The following is a 17,796-nucleotide window of genomic DNA, read 5'->3' on the forward strand; positions in this document are numbered from 1 at the left end:
GCTATAGATTTGGATTACTGATTTAAAATTTAGTTCGAGCTTAAGATAGATTGTAAAAATAAGATTGAATCGATCAAGTCAATTCAAAATCCAAGCCTAGTTATCGATGGCTGCTTGAAAATCGGCTCTATCTTCAAAAATTTCAAATGCTTTGTCTAACTGAGTCAACTCAAACATGATTCTTACAGATGGGGCTAAGGAACAAATTCCAAATCTGCGCCCCAAACTCTCTGCTAAACGAAAAGCTTTAATCAAAGCCATCAACCCAGCACTATCCATAAACTCAACTGCTTCCATATTCACCAACAAAGCAGAGTCAACCGAAGATCTAACTTCGACTGTCAAACGTTCCAAAAACTCCGAAGCATTGGCTGCGCTTAAGAAACCTTCTGGACGGAAAGTTGTGAACTGCGTACATAATTTTGTGCTACTCATTGTTATTGCTTCTCGCTATTAGTATTACTTAATAAATTGCTTCTATGGTTCAAGAATAGTCCGTTAAATTACGGATATCTACTTATTTTTACTTACTTTACGGAATCTTGATGAAAAGATGAAGTACTGCTAAACCTCAATCAAAGTTATAAAATCTAGCTTGTTAAATGTATCTTGAAGTACATTATTTTTGTGATTTATATAGTCCTGAATTTGCTTCAATTCACTTAGGGTTTAGAAAAAACTCTCTACCTTTATAGTCAATTTAATGCCTTTCTATATCGGGACAATCACGGAAATCTTTATTTGAGCTTTTAATCGGTTTAGGTGTGTGCCACTATTCCATATAGGTTAATTATGATTTAGTTTTATTAAAAAGTTGGTAATGAAATTTACTGAATCATTTATTTTTCCTATTTTGATTGTCCATAACAATAGAAGATAAAGATAAAAAACTAGAAAAAATATTCAATTAGATCGTTTATCAGAAAGTAATTATTATTTTTAGATAAAATTTTGATATTCAAAACTTATCTTGATGCGCTGTCCAGACTTGGCGAACAAATTGATTGAGACATCGACTCGCCGATATTTGGCTTTGATTTGTTTTATCGGTCTTATCTAAATCTGCCAACAAAGATATTACTTCTGTGTCTAAAGCAGGACGAAACATGTCAATCGGCCATAACAAATCAGAAACCGATCGCAGATGAATTAGTTGTAAATTTTCTGGAGTCGCTTCACCCTCAAAATTTTGTATGGTCATACATATTGGTCTAAACCAGCATATTCCACGGCTGGTAATTAACTGAATTACTTCCCCATAGAGACAAGTCGATCGATACTCCAAGCAAATGATTTGATTTACTTTGAATGGTAGCGTTGACTTACCATAACTTGTTTCTTCCATAATTTAGTTGTGAAACATGATAATCGCACTTCACACTATATTTTATCCGCTTTGAAGGGGTGACACTCAATTGTGTACAGTAAAAATGCTGGGTCAGGAATTCTGACCCGAGAGTCGATCGTATTAAAAACAACAGTTTGCCAATGCGATCGACAGTAGAATAATAGAAATTTGCAGCTAAGTACTGTTTTCTAGGAAATATATTCTAATTCTTTTAGTTTATTAAATATCTTATCGACACTCTCCGATAATTCTTCGAGATCTGTACGGCATTCTATTTCGGGGTTAGCAGGAGGCTCATAAGGATCGTCAATTCCTGTGAACTGCTTGATTTTTCCAGCTCTGACTTGTTTGTATAATCCTTTTACATCGCGGTCTTCACAAACGGATAAAGGAGCATTGACAAACACTTCTAAGAAATTGTCAATATTAGCTCGCATTTCTTCTCTAATAGCGCGGTAAGGGGAAATTACAGGCACTAAAACAATTACACCATTACGAGCTAAAAGTTTAGCTACAAAACCAATACGACGAATATTGGTGTCGCGGTCTTCTTTGGAAAAACCTAAGTCCTTAGTCAAGTTTTCTCTAATCTCATCACCATCTAAAACTTCTAGCTGATATCCTTCAGTTTTTAGCTTTTCGGTTAGGGCGTCAGCAATAGTGCTTTTACCCGCACCACTAAATCCAGTAAACCAAACGGCTACTCCACGTTGCTTCATGATTTTTTATATTCCTTAATATTCTTTATGTCTCTCCGTATTTTACTCGGTTAGATCGCTTTTGTAATTTTAAAAACTTATAGATAGATAAAATAAAACTTATTTAGCAGTTTGCAATATTATGATTAGTTCGGCTATTTTTCATTTAGCAATTCCAATTAATGACGTGACTATTGCCAAACAATTCTATAGAGATGGTTTGGGTTGTGCGGTAGGTAGAGAAAATAAATCTGCTGCGATCTTTAATTTTTATGGGACGCAATTAGTCGGTCATATTACCCAAGAAAAACTAGTCAAGCAAGCAGGAATTTATCCTCGCCATCTAGGATTAATTCTGCCCACAAAATCTGAGTGGGACAAATTGTGCGATCGCGCTAAAAAGCATGGTCTAACTTTTTATCAACAGCCTAAATTGCGTTTTCCCAATCAAACGTTAGAACATTACACTTTCTTCCTTGAAGATCCTTTTTACAACTTGTTGGAATTCAAATACTATAGCAACTCTTGCGTGATTTTTGGAGGTACAGAAATCGACCTAATTGGCGATGTTGCCCAAAGGGAAAACTAGTATTTAATTGCTATTCCATGTTTTGCTTTACAATACAGAGCCTAAAGTTGTAATCACAAATATTAAAATAATTACTGTAAAAACTCCCAAGAAAAAACTACTAATGAATAAGAAGTGCTGTCTTCTCTGACTTAAAGCCTTTGGAGAGACTCTAGAATTATAAATATTACCTCCATAACCGTTGAAAAAACTTTTGTCATTTCTCAGTTTCGTTTTAATTTCATGTTGAACTTGAGAATATTGGTTGGTCAAATTAACTATCGTATCTTCTTGAGATTTAATAGTTTCTTGAAGCTGAAAAATACCAGATGTTAAATCGGATATGACGTGGTTCATTCCTGGTGAATTGGCAACCTCATTTTCATAGGCATAGTCCGAATTTTGTCGAACAATAGCAGAAACTTTATGGGGAATATATTCTGTATGTGTGGCAGTGACTTCAGACTGATGATTATTAACTCCAGATCCATCCCAATTACCAAAAATTGGTCCAATTTGGAAAAAGCCCTTTTCAGTTAAACGAATAATATTACCAATATCTTTAACGCTAGTATTTTTAAGGACATAACCTCTAGCACCTACCTTTAAAGCTCGGTTTAACTGTTGTTTATCATCTTGGCTGGTAAACAACAGTACTTTTGTGTTCGGAAAACGTCGTACAATTGCTTCGGTAGCATCAATACCATCAATCTCTCCAGGCATTTCAATATCCATTAGTACCAAATCTGGTTGATGTTCCTCAACTTGAACAATTGCAGCTTGACCGTTGTCTGCCATTCCTACTACTTCTATATCCGCTTCAGTAGATAAATTGATTTTGAGAAATTCTCTGATACTGTTTTGATCGTCAACTATGATGATAGCAGTCATGTTTTTAAGGACAATAATAAATAGGTATTAATTGAATGGAGTATCTTACAAAAATTGTAAAAAATTAAATTTAGATTCAATCCAAGGCAAAGAGTGCTTCATTAAAAATGGCTAAAACTACTGTGGAAACAGTCTTCACTATTGGGATGTTATTAGCTCAAGCAGTCTTCTCTTATAGCTTTTGGCTATTCAAGATGACTCAATTATTAACCGATTATTGTTATCAGTTCATAGTTAATAGAAATCGGTGACTGTAATGATGATGCAATAATTTACCAAAAATTTGGACAAATTACTATATGTGAGTAATTTGTGATGTTTTTTATACTACACGATTGACTTGCAGCTGCAAAATATAGCAAAAATAAATAATGCACTTTAATCTACTAATCATATAATAGAAAATATACAAGAATTGTAATAAAAATAAATAAAATAAATAAAATAAAAAGGCAGAAAATTTGAGGAATGAACGGAAAGTTTTAATCTGCATCTAAGGAAAAATATTCCATTCATCCTTGATTATTCTGCATTATTGTGCTTAAGAGGTAATGCCCTCTGATTCAGAGAATCCCCCCTTTGACTCACCACAAACCTAGCAAACCATCAATCTAAGGAGATATTCAATGCTACGACTAGAACATATCAGCAAAATCTATACTACAGGAGAAGTTCTAAAAGATGTTACTTGGGAAGTTAAACCTGGTGAAAGAGTCGGTCTGGTGGGGGTAAATGGTGCAGGAAAATCGACCCAATTAAAAATTATTAATGGTGAAATTGAAGCAACATCAGGGGAAGTAATTCGTCCTGCTAGTTTAAAAATTGCTTATTTGACCCAAGAGTTTGAAGTAGAGCCGACAAGGACGGTTTATGAAGAATTCTGGACGGTTTTTGTCGAAGCCAATGCCACCCAACAACAAATGAATCAAATTCAGCAGGAGATGGAAACAGCCGATCCCGATAAGCTAGATAAGTTAATTGATCAACTGGATAAATTACAGCGCAAGTTTGAGGCTTTGGACGGTTATACTTTGGACGCACAGATTGAGAAAATTTTACCAGAAATGGGATTTTCTTCTGAGGATGGCGATCGCTTGGTAAGCTCTTATAGTGGGGGTTGGCAAATGCGAATGAGTTTGGGTAAAATTCTGCTGCAAGAGCCTGATTTATTACTTTTGGACGAACCGACCAACCATTTAGATTTAGAAACCATTGAATGGCTGGAGAAATATTTGCGGGGAATCAATACACCGATGGTAATTGTTTCTCACGATCGCGAATTTCTAGACCGTCTTTGTACCAAAATTGTGGAAACCGAAAGGGGAGTTTCGACTACTTATTTAGGCAATTATTCTAACTATTTAGCCCAAAAAGCAGAAACCAAGTTGGCTCAGGGCGCTAGCTACGAACGACAGCAAAAAGAACTTGCCAAACAACAAGAATTTATCGAAAAATTCCGCGCTAGTGCCACTAGAAGTACCCAAGCTAAAAGTAGAGAAAAACAATTAGCAAAAGTTGAATTAGTAGAAGCACCTGTTGGTGACTTGAGAAGGCTTAAATTTCAATTTCCTCCTTCTCCTAGAAGCGGTAGAGAGGTAGTTGTTATTGATGAGTTGGTTCACACCTTTAATAACAATATTTTGTTTTTGGGTGCTAACTTAACTATCGAAAGAGGCGATCGCATTGCTATTTTAGGGCCTAATGGGGCGGGAAAATCCACCCTCTTACGGATGATTATGGGGATGGAGCAATTTGATGAAGGAACAGTTGAAATTGGCAAACACAACGTGATTCCTGGCTATTTTGAGCAGAATCAAGCAGAAGCTTTAGACTTGAATAAAACAGTAATGAGTACGATTCACGATGAAGTTCCCAAGTGGAAAAATGAAGAGGTGCGTACTCTTTTGGGACAGTTTTTATTTAGTGGCGAGACTGCCTTTAAGAAAGTTGAAGCCCTCAGTGGAGGAGAAAAAGCTCGTTTAGCCTTGGCAAAAATGCTTTTGACTCCTGCTAATTTAATGATTCTCGACGAGCCTACCAATCACCTAGATATTCCTGCCAAAGAGATGTTGGAAGATGCTTTACAGGATTATGATGGGACAGCGGTGATTGTTTCTCACGATCGCTATTTTATTTCTCAGGTAGCCAATAAAATTGTCGAGATTCGCGACGGAGAATTAGTCGAATTTTTGGGAGATTATCATTACTATCTAGATAAAATTGCAGAAGAAAAAGAAAAAGCCCGACAAAAACTAGAAGCGGCAGAAAAAGCTGCCAAACAAGCTGCTAAAAGAGCCAAACAAGCCGATAAAAAGAAAAATAAACAGAAAAAAGCCAAAGCTTAAAACAACGTAACAATTAATAATTGTAGGGTGGGTAATAAGATTCTAATGCTATAAATAGCCAATCGATTTGTGTTGCCCACCAAATGTAGTCAACAATTAAACAATGGAATTAGATCGGCAGTTACAAGTATTGATCGACGATGCAGCTAGTTATGGTGTTCCTCCTGTAGCGATCAAAAAGGCGATCGCGCCAGTGCTGAGATTGTTTGCTAATAAATTACAGCATTGGGAATATTATATTTTGCAAAATCTTGAGAATGATTGGGTTTTGACCACTATTACTAATCCTCAATTGAAGCAAACTAAGAATGTAATTTACGCTTTTGTTTCAGTGCAAGATGCTGCTGCTTTTGGCGGGAAAACTAACCCCGATCTTATTGCTATGCCAATTGGGATCGCTCAACTGTTGTTTAGGTTGTTTTCTTTACAGCAGGTAGATAGTATTATTTTTTTAGAAAACTCGCCGAATTTCAATCAAGGTGTTGAAATAGAGCGATCGCATTTATCAGAGTTGATTCAACAGCAAATTCAACAATTGAATAATATTCCACCCGATCTTGCCTAAATGGTGAAAGACTGGATGACTGGGTGATAATTAGCTTCTCTTGAGTTCTCCATGCCTTAAAAAAGCAAGGAGAGTCAAATATCTACAAAATATGGCTCAATCAATAACTAGTTGCCGATCGTAGTGTATGCGGGAAACCGTATTTTACTTTGGATTTTTCTCTGCTTTACAATAGGAAGTATTAATTAAACAAGTAATTTAACTATTTTTCAACAATTTTAGTTAGCTAAATATATAAATTTAAGCCGATTTGGAAAAATATCATGGGATTTTTTGATTCTCAAGTAGTACAAGAAGAAGCCAAAAAGTTGTTTGAAGATTATCAGTCTTTAACCACGTTGGGAAGTGAATACGGTAAATTTGACCGTGAAGGAAAAAAAATGTTCATCGAGCGAATGGAACAGCTAATGGAACGCTACCGCATCTTTATGAAGCGTTTCGAGCTTTCTGAAGATTTTATGGCGCAAATGACTGTCCAGCAACTCAAAACTCAATTAAACCAATTTGGCATGACTCCTCAGCAAATGTTCGACCAAATGGAAGTTACCCTCAAAAAAATGAAATCAGAAATTCAGCCGTAGTTTTCGAGTAATCTTCAAAATCCAAAAAGAGGGATGTTCCAAATCAACAACATAATCTATCAAAGACTACTGAAGCTAATTCAAAACTCCCTCTTTCGACTGTTTTAGTAACTAATCAATTAAGCTGGCTTAAATAAATATTGACTATTTATTTTAAGTAGTTTTGCGATAAGGAACCTTAGACATGTAGTTCATGTTGGTCGCGGAAGAAGCACTAGGAGCATTTGCTCTAGTAGGTAGGCTACGAGCCATATCCAAATACAAAGAAGGACTTCCTGCTTTGGGTTTTGCTTCTTGAGGAGTGTAACGACGAACTTCGCTTTGCCAAATAATTTGAGGGAAACCCAAAATGGAGCGATAGTATTCGCTGTAACGAGGAGATGTGATGTTGAAAGGACGCTCGCCAGCATCGCGACTAGCAAGTACTCGACGACGTTGGAAAGGCACGATGTCGTAACCGAAGCTATCCATGTATTCTTCACTGTCTAGCAGTTCGTCTACAAAGCCTTCGATACCTTTGGTTGCTACTTTAATAGACCAAGCAATTTTTTCTCTCTCGTTGTAGACATCGCGTCCCAAAACTCTTTGAACACACTGTTCTACAAAGCGATAATTGCTGTTCTTGGCATAGAAACTATTATAAAAAGTTTCTGATAGTAAAAGTCCTCGAATAAAATCACGAACGGTAATTTGACCGTTACGCAATTGAGATTCTAAAAATCTTTCACGATCCGCGCGAAAAGCATGAAAGAAGATCTGGCGATATGCAGCTTCAATCAAGTCATTCATTTCAGACAAAGAAAGTAGATTCTCTGCTGAGTATATTCTGGGTTGGTCATCTCCTCCAATGTCGTATCCTGCGACACGAACATTCTGAGAACTAGGCTTATAGCCCAATAAAGGAATAGACAAGTCAAAACCTCCGTCTATTGTTTTGTATATTAAAATTCTTAGTCCCAATCATACGGTAGATAGGGGTTCAGAATAAACAACAGTAACAAAATATTACAGAGTTATCAATTAACTTTTTGTTGCTTAACTTAGTTCTCGTTATCAGTTATTAGTTACCAGCCTGAAATAGCAAAGGCGGGGGTTTTTGAGCTGTTGGATGTTTCAGATAATCGATCGCTTGTAGTTACGCGAGATTCGGCGCAAAAAGTAGCAGTGTTAAATCCGCCAAATCTTTTGACAGTACTACTGCGCAAACGTAAATCGGGATTGACAAACCAAAAACGTTCAATAATGCTCATGGTTTCATATTCGGTAATTAAGACTAATCCATCTTCTTCATCCATGCTATATTCCCCCGCTACGGGAACAATCTCTGCATAGCCTCTTTCTCTCAACAGTTTTCCTTTTCTGGGATTTTTTGAGTCGGGAATAAGGGCAAATACAGTTGTTCCCTTATGGTCTTCGTTATCCTTATCCCATGCCATTGAACCATCCCAACTGACAAAAGCACCACCGATTGCTGTAGTCGCTTCTATATTATGCATTTGACAGATTGTAGCTATTTTCTCATCATCAGCATTCAAAAATTCTACGTTAATATCTGAGCCACCACTTTCGGCTCTTCTAAATGGTAGATGATGGGTAGTGCGTTGCGATCGCCACTGTCCTGCACTTTGCTGAAAAAATTCTTTAGCGTCTTTTATGGGACTCATAGTCATATCTGATTTTAATTTTTTAAATAGCTTATACAAATTAATATATCGAGAATTAGTTAGCTTTTGTTTTTTACCAACTGTCTAGTTGATTTTAAAATTTTTTCCGCATCAAAATACACCAAAATTACTTTTTTACTATAAGTATTTTATAACTTTTTATTGCTTTGATTAATTAATACTTGACATTGTAGACATCTTATATTGCTGATGCTAAATTAATGAAAAATCCAGCCTGAGAGAAAATAAATTGTTTCTTGAGGTTAGGTTTAAACCAATCAAAGTTTAAAAGAGGGAAGGCAATGAATTTTTCAGCTCAATTAAGTATCGAGCAGCAATTTAAACTCAAAGTTCTTCAAGAACAGGTGCAAAGTTTAGATAAAGAACAGGCTCAGGAGTATTTGTTAGAAATGTTTCGTCAAATGATGGTCAAAGATAATCTAGTAAAACATTTATTAAAAGACGCCTAACATTGTTTTTGCAATCAACAAATTTAGCTGAGTATGTAGTGTGAAGTGTGCTGTCTAAAAAGCAAAAGATATCAGGGGAGTAAAATTATCTTCTGCCATTGATGGTGCGATTTTAAAACTTGGGAATGAAGCCAAAACGATCGCTTGTTTGTAACAGAACTTTAAGGTCTAACGCTTCGCATCTACAATATTTTTGCTCAAAATCGAAAATTATCTAAAGAAAGAATTAAGAACAACAATCGACGTAAAATTTGATACTCAACTCGCCACATCTTTAAGTATTAAGTTAAATAGAATGTAAAGCCAGATTTAACAATGCTTCCAGTTTTTTGTAAATTGTTAAAGAATAATTTATTTATCACTCTGAGGGTAATTATCGAGAAACATTACCTCTTACAATGAATAGAGCAATAAGTAAATGTACTAGGCAATAGTAATGGAAGCAGAGAAACTGAGTCATGAAGCGTTGTTATCAGGAAGAGAGCTTCAAATTGTTGAGTTAGTGGTAACTGGATTGAGCAATCATAAAATTGCCCAACAATTAGAAATTAGCAAAAGAACTGTAGACAACCATATCAGCAATATTCTCAAGAAAACTGGTACGAATAATCGTGTCGAATTGGTGCGTTGGTCTTTGCAATGGGGCAAAGTATGTATAGATAATGTCAACTGTTGCTCTTTGCCAAGTCTCAGTCATGCTGTGGATTGTAATGAAATGGTGCAATAGTCTGAGATCGGGTAAGTTAGCTTTAGCGATCGCAATATTTAGCCTATTTGGTTGTCAGAGTTCTAGATACATTACTCCCCCCACTCAAGCAATTAATGCTACCCTCAATTCTTCTTCCGCAGAAGGGCATGGTCGCCTTTCTCACGATGGTCGCTACCTAATTTATCACAGCGATCGTCTTAATTCTCAGCGTAGTATATTTCTTTATGACTTACAGCGTCGCCGTTTAGTACCCTTGCCTGGTTTAAACCAACCAGGAAGTATGCAATATCAAGCAGACCTCAGTTCTGACGGAAGAAATATGGTCTATGTATCGGAGCAGCTAGGTAAAACTGATATCTTTTTATATAACCGCCTGACAGGAAAAAGCCAAAATCTAACCAAAAACTTTATTGGAGAAGTCCGCAACCCCAGTATTAGTGGCAATGGTCGTTTTGTTTGCTTTGAAAGTAATCGATCGGGACAATGGGATATTGAAATCTACGATCGCGGAGTAGGAATTGATTTTTCTCAACCTGGCAATATTTATAATGTCCCCGATACAAGCAGTCCCCCAGGTTAATTGGTGATTTTATCGTTCTAACATTGCTTCTTGACCTTGAACAGAAAACAAGTGGCCCAAAAAAGCTTCTACCTTAGAGTTAGCAGGTTCTCGATAGGCATAAAAAAGATCTTCTGTAGTCGATTTATTTTCCTCTGTCAGTTCTCGATTACTTACTCGAACAGCAGTCAAACCTTGCCCTTGTTCCCTTTCATTGAGAGGACGAGTCAATGCAGCTAAATCGACTTGTCCTGAAACTAAAAGTCTTATTGCTGTTTCGCTTCCGTCAGTGCCGACTGTTACGGTTGTACCAGGAAATTCTCTCTGGAAACTTCTTTTTAAGAGTTTATTAATCTGCTTCATTTTAGTTGCACCATTGATCTTGACAGATATCCCCATAGGGACAATTCCTGGCGCAGAAAAAGAAACGGCGGAGGTAACTACACTAGAATTTTCTTCGGGAGAAGAAACAGATACATTTTTCTCGACTATCTTATTATCTTGAGTATTTTTGACAAAGTTCAATTTTGTCAAAACTCCATAACCCAAGAGTAAAACTCCCATCGTCGATCCTGAAGCTAAGATTAGGGGTAGGGTGTCACTTTTTTTAAACATAGATTTTTATCAATAAAATTTAAAATTACGTCAATGGATATGTTTGTTTAAAACCGAATAATACTGGTTACAAAATTATAATGTTGGCAATGATTTTATCATTTTAATTGAGAATCAATGTAACTTAGTTATCAAAATGTTAGTCTTATTTGATTGAAGAAATCTTTAATCAAATAAGACATCGTCTTTTAGTACAAAACAGTCACTATAGTAGTGTCTTTGCACCCCTTCCTTATTTCCTGTAAACTAGGCTGGCGACCAAAAGTTAGATATATTTATTAGCTATAGTCGCCTAGTAGCAACTAACTTAGTAAATCCAGTCATTCAAGAGCAAAAAAATAATGCCATCGCCAAATAACCCGCGTCGGACAAAAATTGTTGCCACAGTAGGGCCAGCGACACTTAAGCCCGATGTTTTACGTCAGTTAATTAAAGCAGGTGCAACTACCCTCAGAATTAATTTTTCTCATGGGACACAGCAAGACCATCAAAAAGCGATTCGGTTAATCAGACAAACTGCTTTTGAATTAGATCAACCAGTAGGCATATTACAGGATTTACAAGGACCCAAAATTCGTTTGGGTAAATACGCTACTGGCAAAATCAACCTTAAAAAAGGCGACTCTTATATTCTGACCAGCCGTCAAGTAGAGTGTGATCAAGAGATAGGCTATATTAGCTACCAAAAATTAGCTTCAGAAGTTCCTGAAGATGCCACCATTTTGTTAGACGATGGCAAGGTGGAAATGAAGGTAGAAAAAATAGATAAAGCCAATCAAGATTTGCATTGTCGGGTAGTTGTAGGAGGAGATCTTTCCAGCAACAAAGGTGTAAACTTTCCTGGAGTATGCCTTTCGGTTAAAGCCTTAACCAAAAAAGATCGCGAAGACTTGATGTTTGGCTTAGATCAAGGAGTGGACTGGATTGCCCTTAGTTTTGTCCGCAACCCTCAAGATATTTTAGAAATTAAAGATTTAATCTCTAGTGCGGGTAAATCTATCCCCGTAATAGCTAAAATCGAAAAACACGAAGCGATCGAGCAAATGGACGCAATTCTTTCTTTGTGTGATGGAGTTATGGTAGCCAGGGGAGACTTAGGAGTAGAGTTACCCGCAGAAGACGTTCCCATTCTTCAAAAACGCTTAATTGCTACTGCCAATAGACTGGGCATCCCAATTATTACCGCCACTCAAATGCTGGACAGCATGGTAAATAACCCTCGACCTACTCGTGCAGAAGTTTCTGATGTAGCAAATGCTATTTTAGATGGTACGGATGCGGTCATGCTTTCTAATGAGACTGCGGTGGGTAACTATCCTGTAGAAGCAGTAGAAACAATGGCTACTATTGCCTGTAGAATCGAACGGGAACAACAAACTAACAACCTGAAAAGAACCAAGCGATCGATTACCCACGCTATCTCGGCTGCGGTAGGTCAAATTGCATCCCAATTAGATGCTGCTGCGATTATGACCTTAACGAAGACTGGCGCAACGGCTCGTAATGTCTCCAAATTCAGACCCAAGACTCCTATTTTAGCCATTACACCTCATGTTTATGTATCTCGTAGGTTGCAGATGGTTTGGGGAGTTAGACCACTATTAGTTCTTGATTTGGCTTCTGCTACTCAGACTTTCCAGGCAGCAATCAACGTCGCTCAAGAGAAAAATTGGCTATCTGCTGGAGATTTGGTCGTGATGACAGCGGGGACTCTTCAAGGAGTTGCAGGTTCGACTGACTTAATTAAGGTAGAGTTGGTTAAGGCAATTTTGGGTGAAGGATCGGGTATCGGACAGGGGGCTATTAGTGGAAGAGCGAGGGTGGCTCAAGATGCGAAAGATATTAATGACTTCAATCCTGGAGAAATCTTAGTGACTTCTTCGACTAATGCTCAGTTTGTGGATATTATTCGCCAGGCATCGGGAATTATCACAGAAGAAGATAATTTAACCAGTCATGCTGCGGTAATTGGTTTGCGCCTGGGCATTCCCGTGATTGTTGGCTTGAAGAACGCGACGGAAATTATTCGAGAGGGAGCTATTTTAACTTTAGATGCCAAACGGGGTGTAGTTTATTCGGGTACGGAGAACAGGCAATAGTTTTTCAATCCCTGATTAATTCTTACTAATAGATGGAGGAAAATCGTCGCGCCAAAAAACAACAGTTTCATCTAGAGGTTTAATTGTAGTTTGAGGATAGTAAAAAGCTAGGATGCGCTCTGCCGACCAACCCAATTTAGCGAGGTTATAAGAACCATATTGACTCAAGCCGACACCATGACCAAAACCACCTCCGACAAAAGCATAACCATTTAGTTGTTTGCTCTCGTCATACAAGGGCTGAAGGTAGAAAAAAGTACTGCGGGGAGGTTCTAAGGCACTGCGAATTTCGTTTTTGTGTAGCTGTAGTTTCCCTAAATCGGTTTCAATAGCAAGAGTCAAAATTCTACCAGAACGCGATCGCTTGTGGACTTCCATTGATTTAATTGTTTTAAAATCAGCTAGGGGGTGGCGCGTCTTTTTAAGATACTTTTGCAGATCTTGGCTTAAGGCTTTAATGCTTCTAGTTTTGCGCCAGCGAAATACGCCCAGCCTACCTGTTTCGTTAAATCCTCGCTCTAAACTAATAAAGTGACGAAAAGTTTTTTCATTATTGAGGGGATATTTAACCAAATCCCAGAAAGGCTTAGGAGCATCAATTACAGGCTGAAGATAGGGACGTTCTGCTCCATTCCAAGTATCTTCAAAACCAGCGGTGATACCTCCTGTAGTAGAAGAATAAAGGGCATCAATTAATTCATTTTCATAGGTAAGTACTAATCCTGCGGTTTGTGCGATCGCGCGATCGCTTGTAGCATTAGCATCATTCAATCCTTTATATACCTGGCAATGAACTGTAGCGCAAAGTTGATAGTCGTCTACTGCAAAACGCCGTAGATTGCGTAAAGCATAAGTGCGGGCAATTATAGTTTGGGCTGCAACTGCCTGAGGAGGAGCATTTGCCCCAATTTCGTAAGGAACAACACCCCGCAAGTAAGTTTCTAAAGGAACATGATTTACCAGGCTAAATTCTCCATAAGAGTTAGGCTGGAGTTTCAAACTACCACCGTAAATACGAGCAGCTTGGGGTGTGTTACTCGTATTAACCTTAACCAAGTTTTTGCTACTGGTAATTTTTACTTCATCCTGGTTATATTCTTGTCCGTTAATTTCCAAAATAATATTTGGCTCTTGATCAAGAATTTCCGTATCTAGATAGGGGGCATCATAACCATTGGCTTCTAGACTATGTAAAAGCCAACGACGTACCAAAGGAGTGCCATAAACATCTCGTTTTGCCCAAACTTGCCATCGCCCTGGTTGGGCAACCTCTACTTCAAGACCCAATTTTTTCCAAGAATTTGCGCTATCTTCGGCGGTTTCAAAAGTAGAGCGATCGCTTAAAATCAGCTTTTCTTGCAATTTGGCTTGAGTCAATTTCGTAGAATCCACTTTTAAAACTACTTCCTTAGTTTCAATAGGGGAAAAAGCTTGAGAAGGATCTAGAAAGCTTACTTTCAAAGAGTCGCCAGAGACACTACTAATAGTGACTCGTTCGATCTTGGCATCTTCATCTTGAATCGGTTTAGCTCCCAAACGCTGAATAATACCGATCTGCAATTCCATTTCTTTGGTTGTTGCTTCAGCAGCAGCAGTAAGCGGAATCCCCCACAAACTACCAAACCACAAGACACTAAGACAAATCGTAGTTTTAATCATAAAGTTTTAATATGCTCAAAAAAGAAAAAGCCTTCTTGTCTTTAAGAAGGCTATGTTCGTTAGTCTAACTATGAGACTGGATAACTAGAAGATAATTAATCCTTGTTCCTCAATCTTCATCATCAGTTTCAATCAACATCTCCCCATTCATCATTTTTTTAGCTGCGTTCAATAAATCTTCTTCCACATAGGGTTTAACAAAATAACCATTTGCACCACGAGAAGCAGCTATATTGCGCATTTTCTTCGCGCCACGAGAAGTCAACATCGCGATGGGTAACTGAGCTAGTTTTTCATCTTTTTCCAGTTGAGATAAAAGCTCTAGACCATTCATGCGGGGCATTTCAATATCACAGAAAGCAATATCGCACTCTAAACCATCATTGAGTTTTTCCCAGGCTTCTTGACCATCTCTAGCCTGTTCGACTCGATAGCCAGCTTTTTTAAAGGTCATAGATAGCAATTCCCTAACTGTAACCGAATCGTCAATAATTAGTACTAGTGGAGCAGTCGCAATTTCTGCTTCAGCATTGCGGTTTTTAAGTTTATTGACATTAACAATGACCGATTCTGCTTCTTTATTTGCCCGATTGATCTCAATTAGATGTTGTGCCACATCCATCAAATCTTTTTCAGTATAAGGCTTGGTTAAATATGCTTTTGCTCCCAGATCGTTGGCTATCTGTTTGTGTTTATCTGCACCACGAGAAGTCAACATGGCTACTGGTATAGACTTAAGTTCATCATCTTTTTGAAGATTGGAGAGTAATTCTAAACCATTCATGCGTGGCATTTCAATATCACTAAAGATCATGTCGCACTCCAAGCCCCCTCGTAGTTTATCCCAGGCTTCTTGACCATCTCTAGCCTGTTCTACGCGATAACCTAGTTTATTAAAACTCATTGATAATAGTTCTCGAACGGTAATCGAGTCATCAACAACTAGTACCATAGGCTCTTGTTGGATACTTTCGACTTGAGCCTGTTTCGCACCCATTTGACCGTTGATAACATCGAAGCCCACTTCAATGGTTCTCTTACCCTGGGCAATTTCAATCAACTCTAATACATCACCAATCGGCATAATTGTACCATCACCCAAGACAGTAGCTCCTGCAATACCTGGTGGCTTAGGAATTGGTCCATCAATTTGTTTGATTACAATTTCTTGTTCTGCTCGAACTTCATCTACCTCTACTGCCAACAAGTTATCTAAACTACGCAACACAATGACAGAGATAGTATCATCGTTGTTTTGGTTGGCATTATAAATTCCTGCTCGACGGATTTGACGATTATAGTTGAGTAAACCGCTAAGAGGTCTTAGAGGTAATAAAGTATTCTTCCAAGAGATGCAGCGCACGCCGTTATTATTGGTTTGAATATCGCTGGGTAAATATTCTTTAGTGTCTTCTACCCCATCAATAGGGAAAGCAATATTACTGTTATTATCTACACAAGTTAGAGCTTTACAGATACTCAAAACTAAAGGCAGACGGATGGTAAAAGTCGTACCTTTGCCTATTTCAGACTCAGTGCTAACCGAACCGCGAATTTTTTTGAGGTCGGTATTAACCACGTCCATTCCCACTCCTCGACCAGCGAAATCATCTGCTTGATCTTTAGTACTAAATCCAGGATGGAATAATAATTCGTAGACTTGTTGGTTGGATAAGTTTTGAGCATTTGCCCAAGTGATCAGATTTTTTTCGATCGCCTTCTTTTTGACTATTTCTGGATCGATCCCCGCACCATCATCCGTTACTGTAATTACGGTTTGGTTTCCTTGAAGGAATGCTCGTATGGTGATATTTCCTGCTTCTGGTTTACCTACCTCAAGTCTTTTTTCTGGAGTTTCAATCCCATGAGAAATAGCATTGTTAACTAAGTGAGTCATCGGATTATAAATATGCTCGACAATCATTTTATCGATTAAGACATCTTTACCTTCGACATGGAGTTTGGTTTGTTTTTTCTGCTTGCGGGAAATATCTCGAATCGCTCTAGGTAAGCGATCTGCGGTCTGTCCGAATGCGACCATACGAGAGGAGTTCATGCCGTCTTGTAACTGACTTGTTACCTGGCGGAAGGTTTGAGCTACTTTATCGGTTTCGTCTACTACAAACTGAATATCCGATGCAGCCTCTCTCACCCTAACAATTAGTTCGATAATGTCTTGAGACAGTAAATGGAAGCCATTAAAGCGATCCATTTCCAATGCGTCTAAGCCTTCTTCTTGGGGTTCTTCTCCACCCCCAAAACCAGAATTTCGACCTGCTGCTACAGGAGAATTGGCGCGAGACTGACGACTGGCAATTAACGCTCCTTCTAAAAGCGATCGCTCGTAGAGATCGTGCATTTTTGCTCCTGCTTCCCCTAAGGACTGGACGTGACCCAAAAGGTTATCGAGGAAACGACGCAATCTTTCTTGGTCGTCTTCTAAACGATTACGTTTAACGACCAATTCTCCAATCAGGTTATTGAGATCGTCCAGTTTTCTCACTGAAACCCTCATGGTTTGGTCGAAACCCTGGGCTTTGTTAGGAGAGGAAGGAGGAGCTTTGATCGATGTCTTAGCTACGGGTTTTGCTGGAGAGGTGAAGGAAGGTTGCTTGTCTTGTATGGTATTCGCTTCGTTAATAAGTAACGAATTTAAGCCCGATAGGTCAGAATCAGAATTGAGAGAGCTTTCTAGGTCATCTAAATTAGCATTTGATTCTGACAGTAATGAATTTAAAGAATCTATTCCCGAATCCAAGTCTAGTAAACTGTCTAAATCCTCACTATCTAGACCATCTAAGGCTTCTACAGTCAAAGAGTCTAGATCGTTTTCTAATTCCCCTAGTCCATCTAGTTCCAGGTCCCCCGAGCTATCAAAGCTCATTTCATCTAAGCTATCGTCTTGGGAGACGTTTTCTAATTCCCCTAGTCCATCTAGTTCTAGGTCCCCCGAGCTATCAAAGCTCATTGCATCTAAGCTATCGTCTTGGGAGACGTTTTCTAATTCCCCTAGTCCATCTAGTTC

General features: G+C 38.2%; 17 protein-coding genes. 8 read left to right on the plus strand and 9 right to left on the minus strand.

Annotated elements, in window-relative coordinates; all coding sequences use genetic code 11:
- Positions 1-96: 96 nt before the first annotated feature.
- From I4641_RS01985 to cysC, 3 genes are all read right to left on the minus strand, one after another.
- Complete coding sequence (locus tag I4641_RS01985) at positions 97-435, minus strand: STAS domain-containing protein (RefSeq protein WP_229638746.1); 339 nt, start codon at positions 433-435, stop codon at positions 97-99.
- Between the two features lie 523 nt (positions 436-958).
- The gene (locus I4641_RS01990; protein WP_229638747.1) at positions 959-1,345 is read right to left on the minus strand and encodes a hypothetical protein; all 387 of its coding nucleotides are present in this window, start codon (positions 1,343-1,345) and stop codon (positions 959-961) included.
- A 191-nt stretch (positions 1,346-1,536) separates the two neighbouring features.
- Positions 1,537-2,067, minus strand: coding sequence for an adenylyl-sulfate kinase (gene cysC / locus I4641_RS01995; RefSeq protein WP_229638748.1), 531 nt, complete (start codon positions 2,065-2,067; stop codon positions 1,537-1,539).
- Positions 2,068-2,188: 121 nt separating this feature from the next.
- Between cysC and I4641_RS02000 the strand changes: the two genes are divergently transcribed.
- On the plus strand, positions 2,189-2,635 hold the full coding sequence (locus I4641_RS02000) for a VOC family protein (protein ID WP_229638749.1): 447 nt from the start codon (positions 2,189-2,191) through the stop codon (positions 2,633-2,635).
- A 27-nt stretch (positions 2,636-2,662) separates the two neighbouring features.
- Here the strand turns inward: I4641_RS02000 and I4641_RS02005 are convergent, their stop codons facing one another.
- Positions 2,663-3,505, minus strand: coding sequence for a response regulator (locus tag I4641_RS02005; protein WP_229638750.1), 843 nt, complete (start codon positions 3,503-3,505; stop codon positions 2,663-2,665).
- Between the two features lie 626 nt (positions 3,506-4,131).
- Here I4641_RS02005 and abc-f point away from each other — a divergent pair.
- From abc-f to I4641_RS02020, 3 genes are all read left to right on the plus strand, one after another.
- Complete coding sequence (abc-f, locus tag I4641_RS02010; protein WP_229638751.1) at positions 4,132-5,850, plus strand: ribosomal protection-like ABC-F family protein; 1,719 nt, start codon at positions 4,132-4,134, stop codon at positions 5,848-5,850.
- Positions 5,851-5,953: 103 nt separating this feature from the next.
- Positions 5,954-6,415 carry a hypothetical protein gene (locus tag I4641_RS02015; protein WP_229638752.1) on the plus strand — a complete coding sequence of 154 codons (462 nt, stop codon included), beginning with the start codon at positions 5,954-5,956 and terminating at the stop codon, positions 6,413-6,415.
- Positions 6,416-6,678: 263 nt separating this feature from the next.
- Positions 6,679-6,996, plus strand: a complete 318-nt coding sequence (locus I4641_RS02020) for a DUF1825 family protein (RefSeq protein ID WP_229638753.1) — start codon at positions 6,679-6,681, stop codon at positions 6,994-6,996.
- Positions 6,997-7,149: 153 nt separating this feature from the next.
- Here the strand turns inward: I4641_RS02020 and I4641_RS02025 are convergent, their stop codons facing one another.
- Both I4641_RS02025 and I4641_RS02030 read right to left on the minus strand, forming a co-directional pair.
- Entirely contained in the window at positions 7,150-7,908 is a 759-nt protein-coding gene (locus I4641_RS02025) for a phycobilisome rod-core linker polypeptide (RefSeq protein ID WP_229638754.1), read from the minus strand.
- A gap of 152 nt (positions 7,909-8,060) precedes the next feature.
- Positions 8,061-8,660 carry a phycobiliprotein lyase gene (locus tag I4641_RS02030; protein WP_229638755.1) on the minus strand — a complete coding sequence of 200 codons (600 nt, stop codon included), beginning with the start codon at positions 8,658-8,660 and terminating at the stop codon, positions 8,061-8,063.
- 302 nt (positions 8,661-8,962) lie between these two features.
- On the opposite strand from I4641_RS02030, the gene I4641_RS02035 reads away from it, so the two are divergent.
- From I4641_RS02035 to I4641_RS02045, 3 genes are all read left to right on the plus strand, one after another.
- A complete protein-coding gene (locus tag I4641_RS02035; protein ID WP_229638756.1) occupies positions 8,963-9,130 on the plus strand; it encodes an NblA/ycf18 family protein in 168 nt (55 codons plus the stop codon).
- Between the two features lie 436 nt (positions 9,131-9,566).
- Positions 9,567-9,857 (plus strand): photosynthetic electron transport-dependent transcriptional regulator PedR, encoded by a 291-nt coding sequence (gene pedR, locus I4641_RS02040; RefSeq protein ID WP_229638757.1) that lies wholly within the window; start codon positions 9,567-9,569, stop codon positions 9,855-9,857.
- A complete protein-coding gene (locus I4641_RS02045; protein ID WP_229638758.1) occupies positions 9,826-10,419 on the plus strand; it encodes a TolB family protein in 594 nt (197 codons plus the stop codon). Before pedR ends, I4641_RS02045 begins: the two co-directional genes overlap by 32 nt.
- Positions 10,420-10,428: 9 nt before the next feature.
- Here the strand turns inward: I4641_RS02045 and I4641_RS02050 are convergent, their stop codons facing one another.
- Entirely contained in the window at positions 10,429-11,013 is a 585-nt protein-coding gene (locus tag I4641_RS02050) for a substrate-binding domain-containing protein (protein WP_229638759.1), read from the minus strand.
- 341 nt (positions 11,014-11,354) lie between these two features.
- On the opposite strand from I4641_RS02050, the gene pyk reads away from it, so the two are divergent.
- The gene (gene pyk / locus I4641_RS02055; protein ID WP_229638760.1) at positions 11,355-13,112 is read left to right on the plus strand and encodes a pyruvate kinase; all 1,758 of its coding nucleotides are present in this window, start codon (positions 11,355-11,357) and stop codon (positions 13,110-13,112) included.
- A gap of 15 nt (positions 13,113-13,127) precedes the next feature.
- Here the strand turns inward: pyk and I4641_RS02060 are convergent, their stop codons facing one another.
- Complete coding sequence (locus tag I4641_RS02060; protein ID WP_229638761.1) at positions 13,128-14,771, minus strand: SpoIID/LytB domain-containing protein; 1,644 nt, start codon at positions 14,769-14,771, stop codon at positions 13,128-13,130.
- 109 nt (positions 14,772-14,880) lie between these two features.
- A complete protein-coding gene (locus I4641_RS02065; RefSeq protein ID WP_369426708.1) occupies positions 14,881-17,739 on the minus strand; it encodes a hybrid sensor histidine kinase/response regulator in 2,859 nt (952 codons plus the stop codon).
- Positions 17,740-17,796: the final 57 nt, after the last annotated feature.

Origin of the sequence: Waterburya agarophytonicola KI4 (genome assembly GCF_020640915.1) — a bacterium.
Taxonomy (GTDB): domain Bacteria; phylum Cyanobacteriota; class Cyanobacteriia; order Cyanobacteriales; family Xenococcaceae; genus Waterburya; species Waterburya agarophytonicola.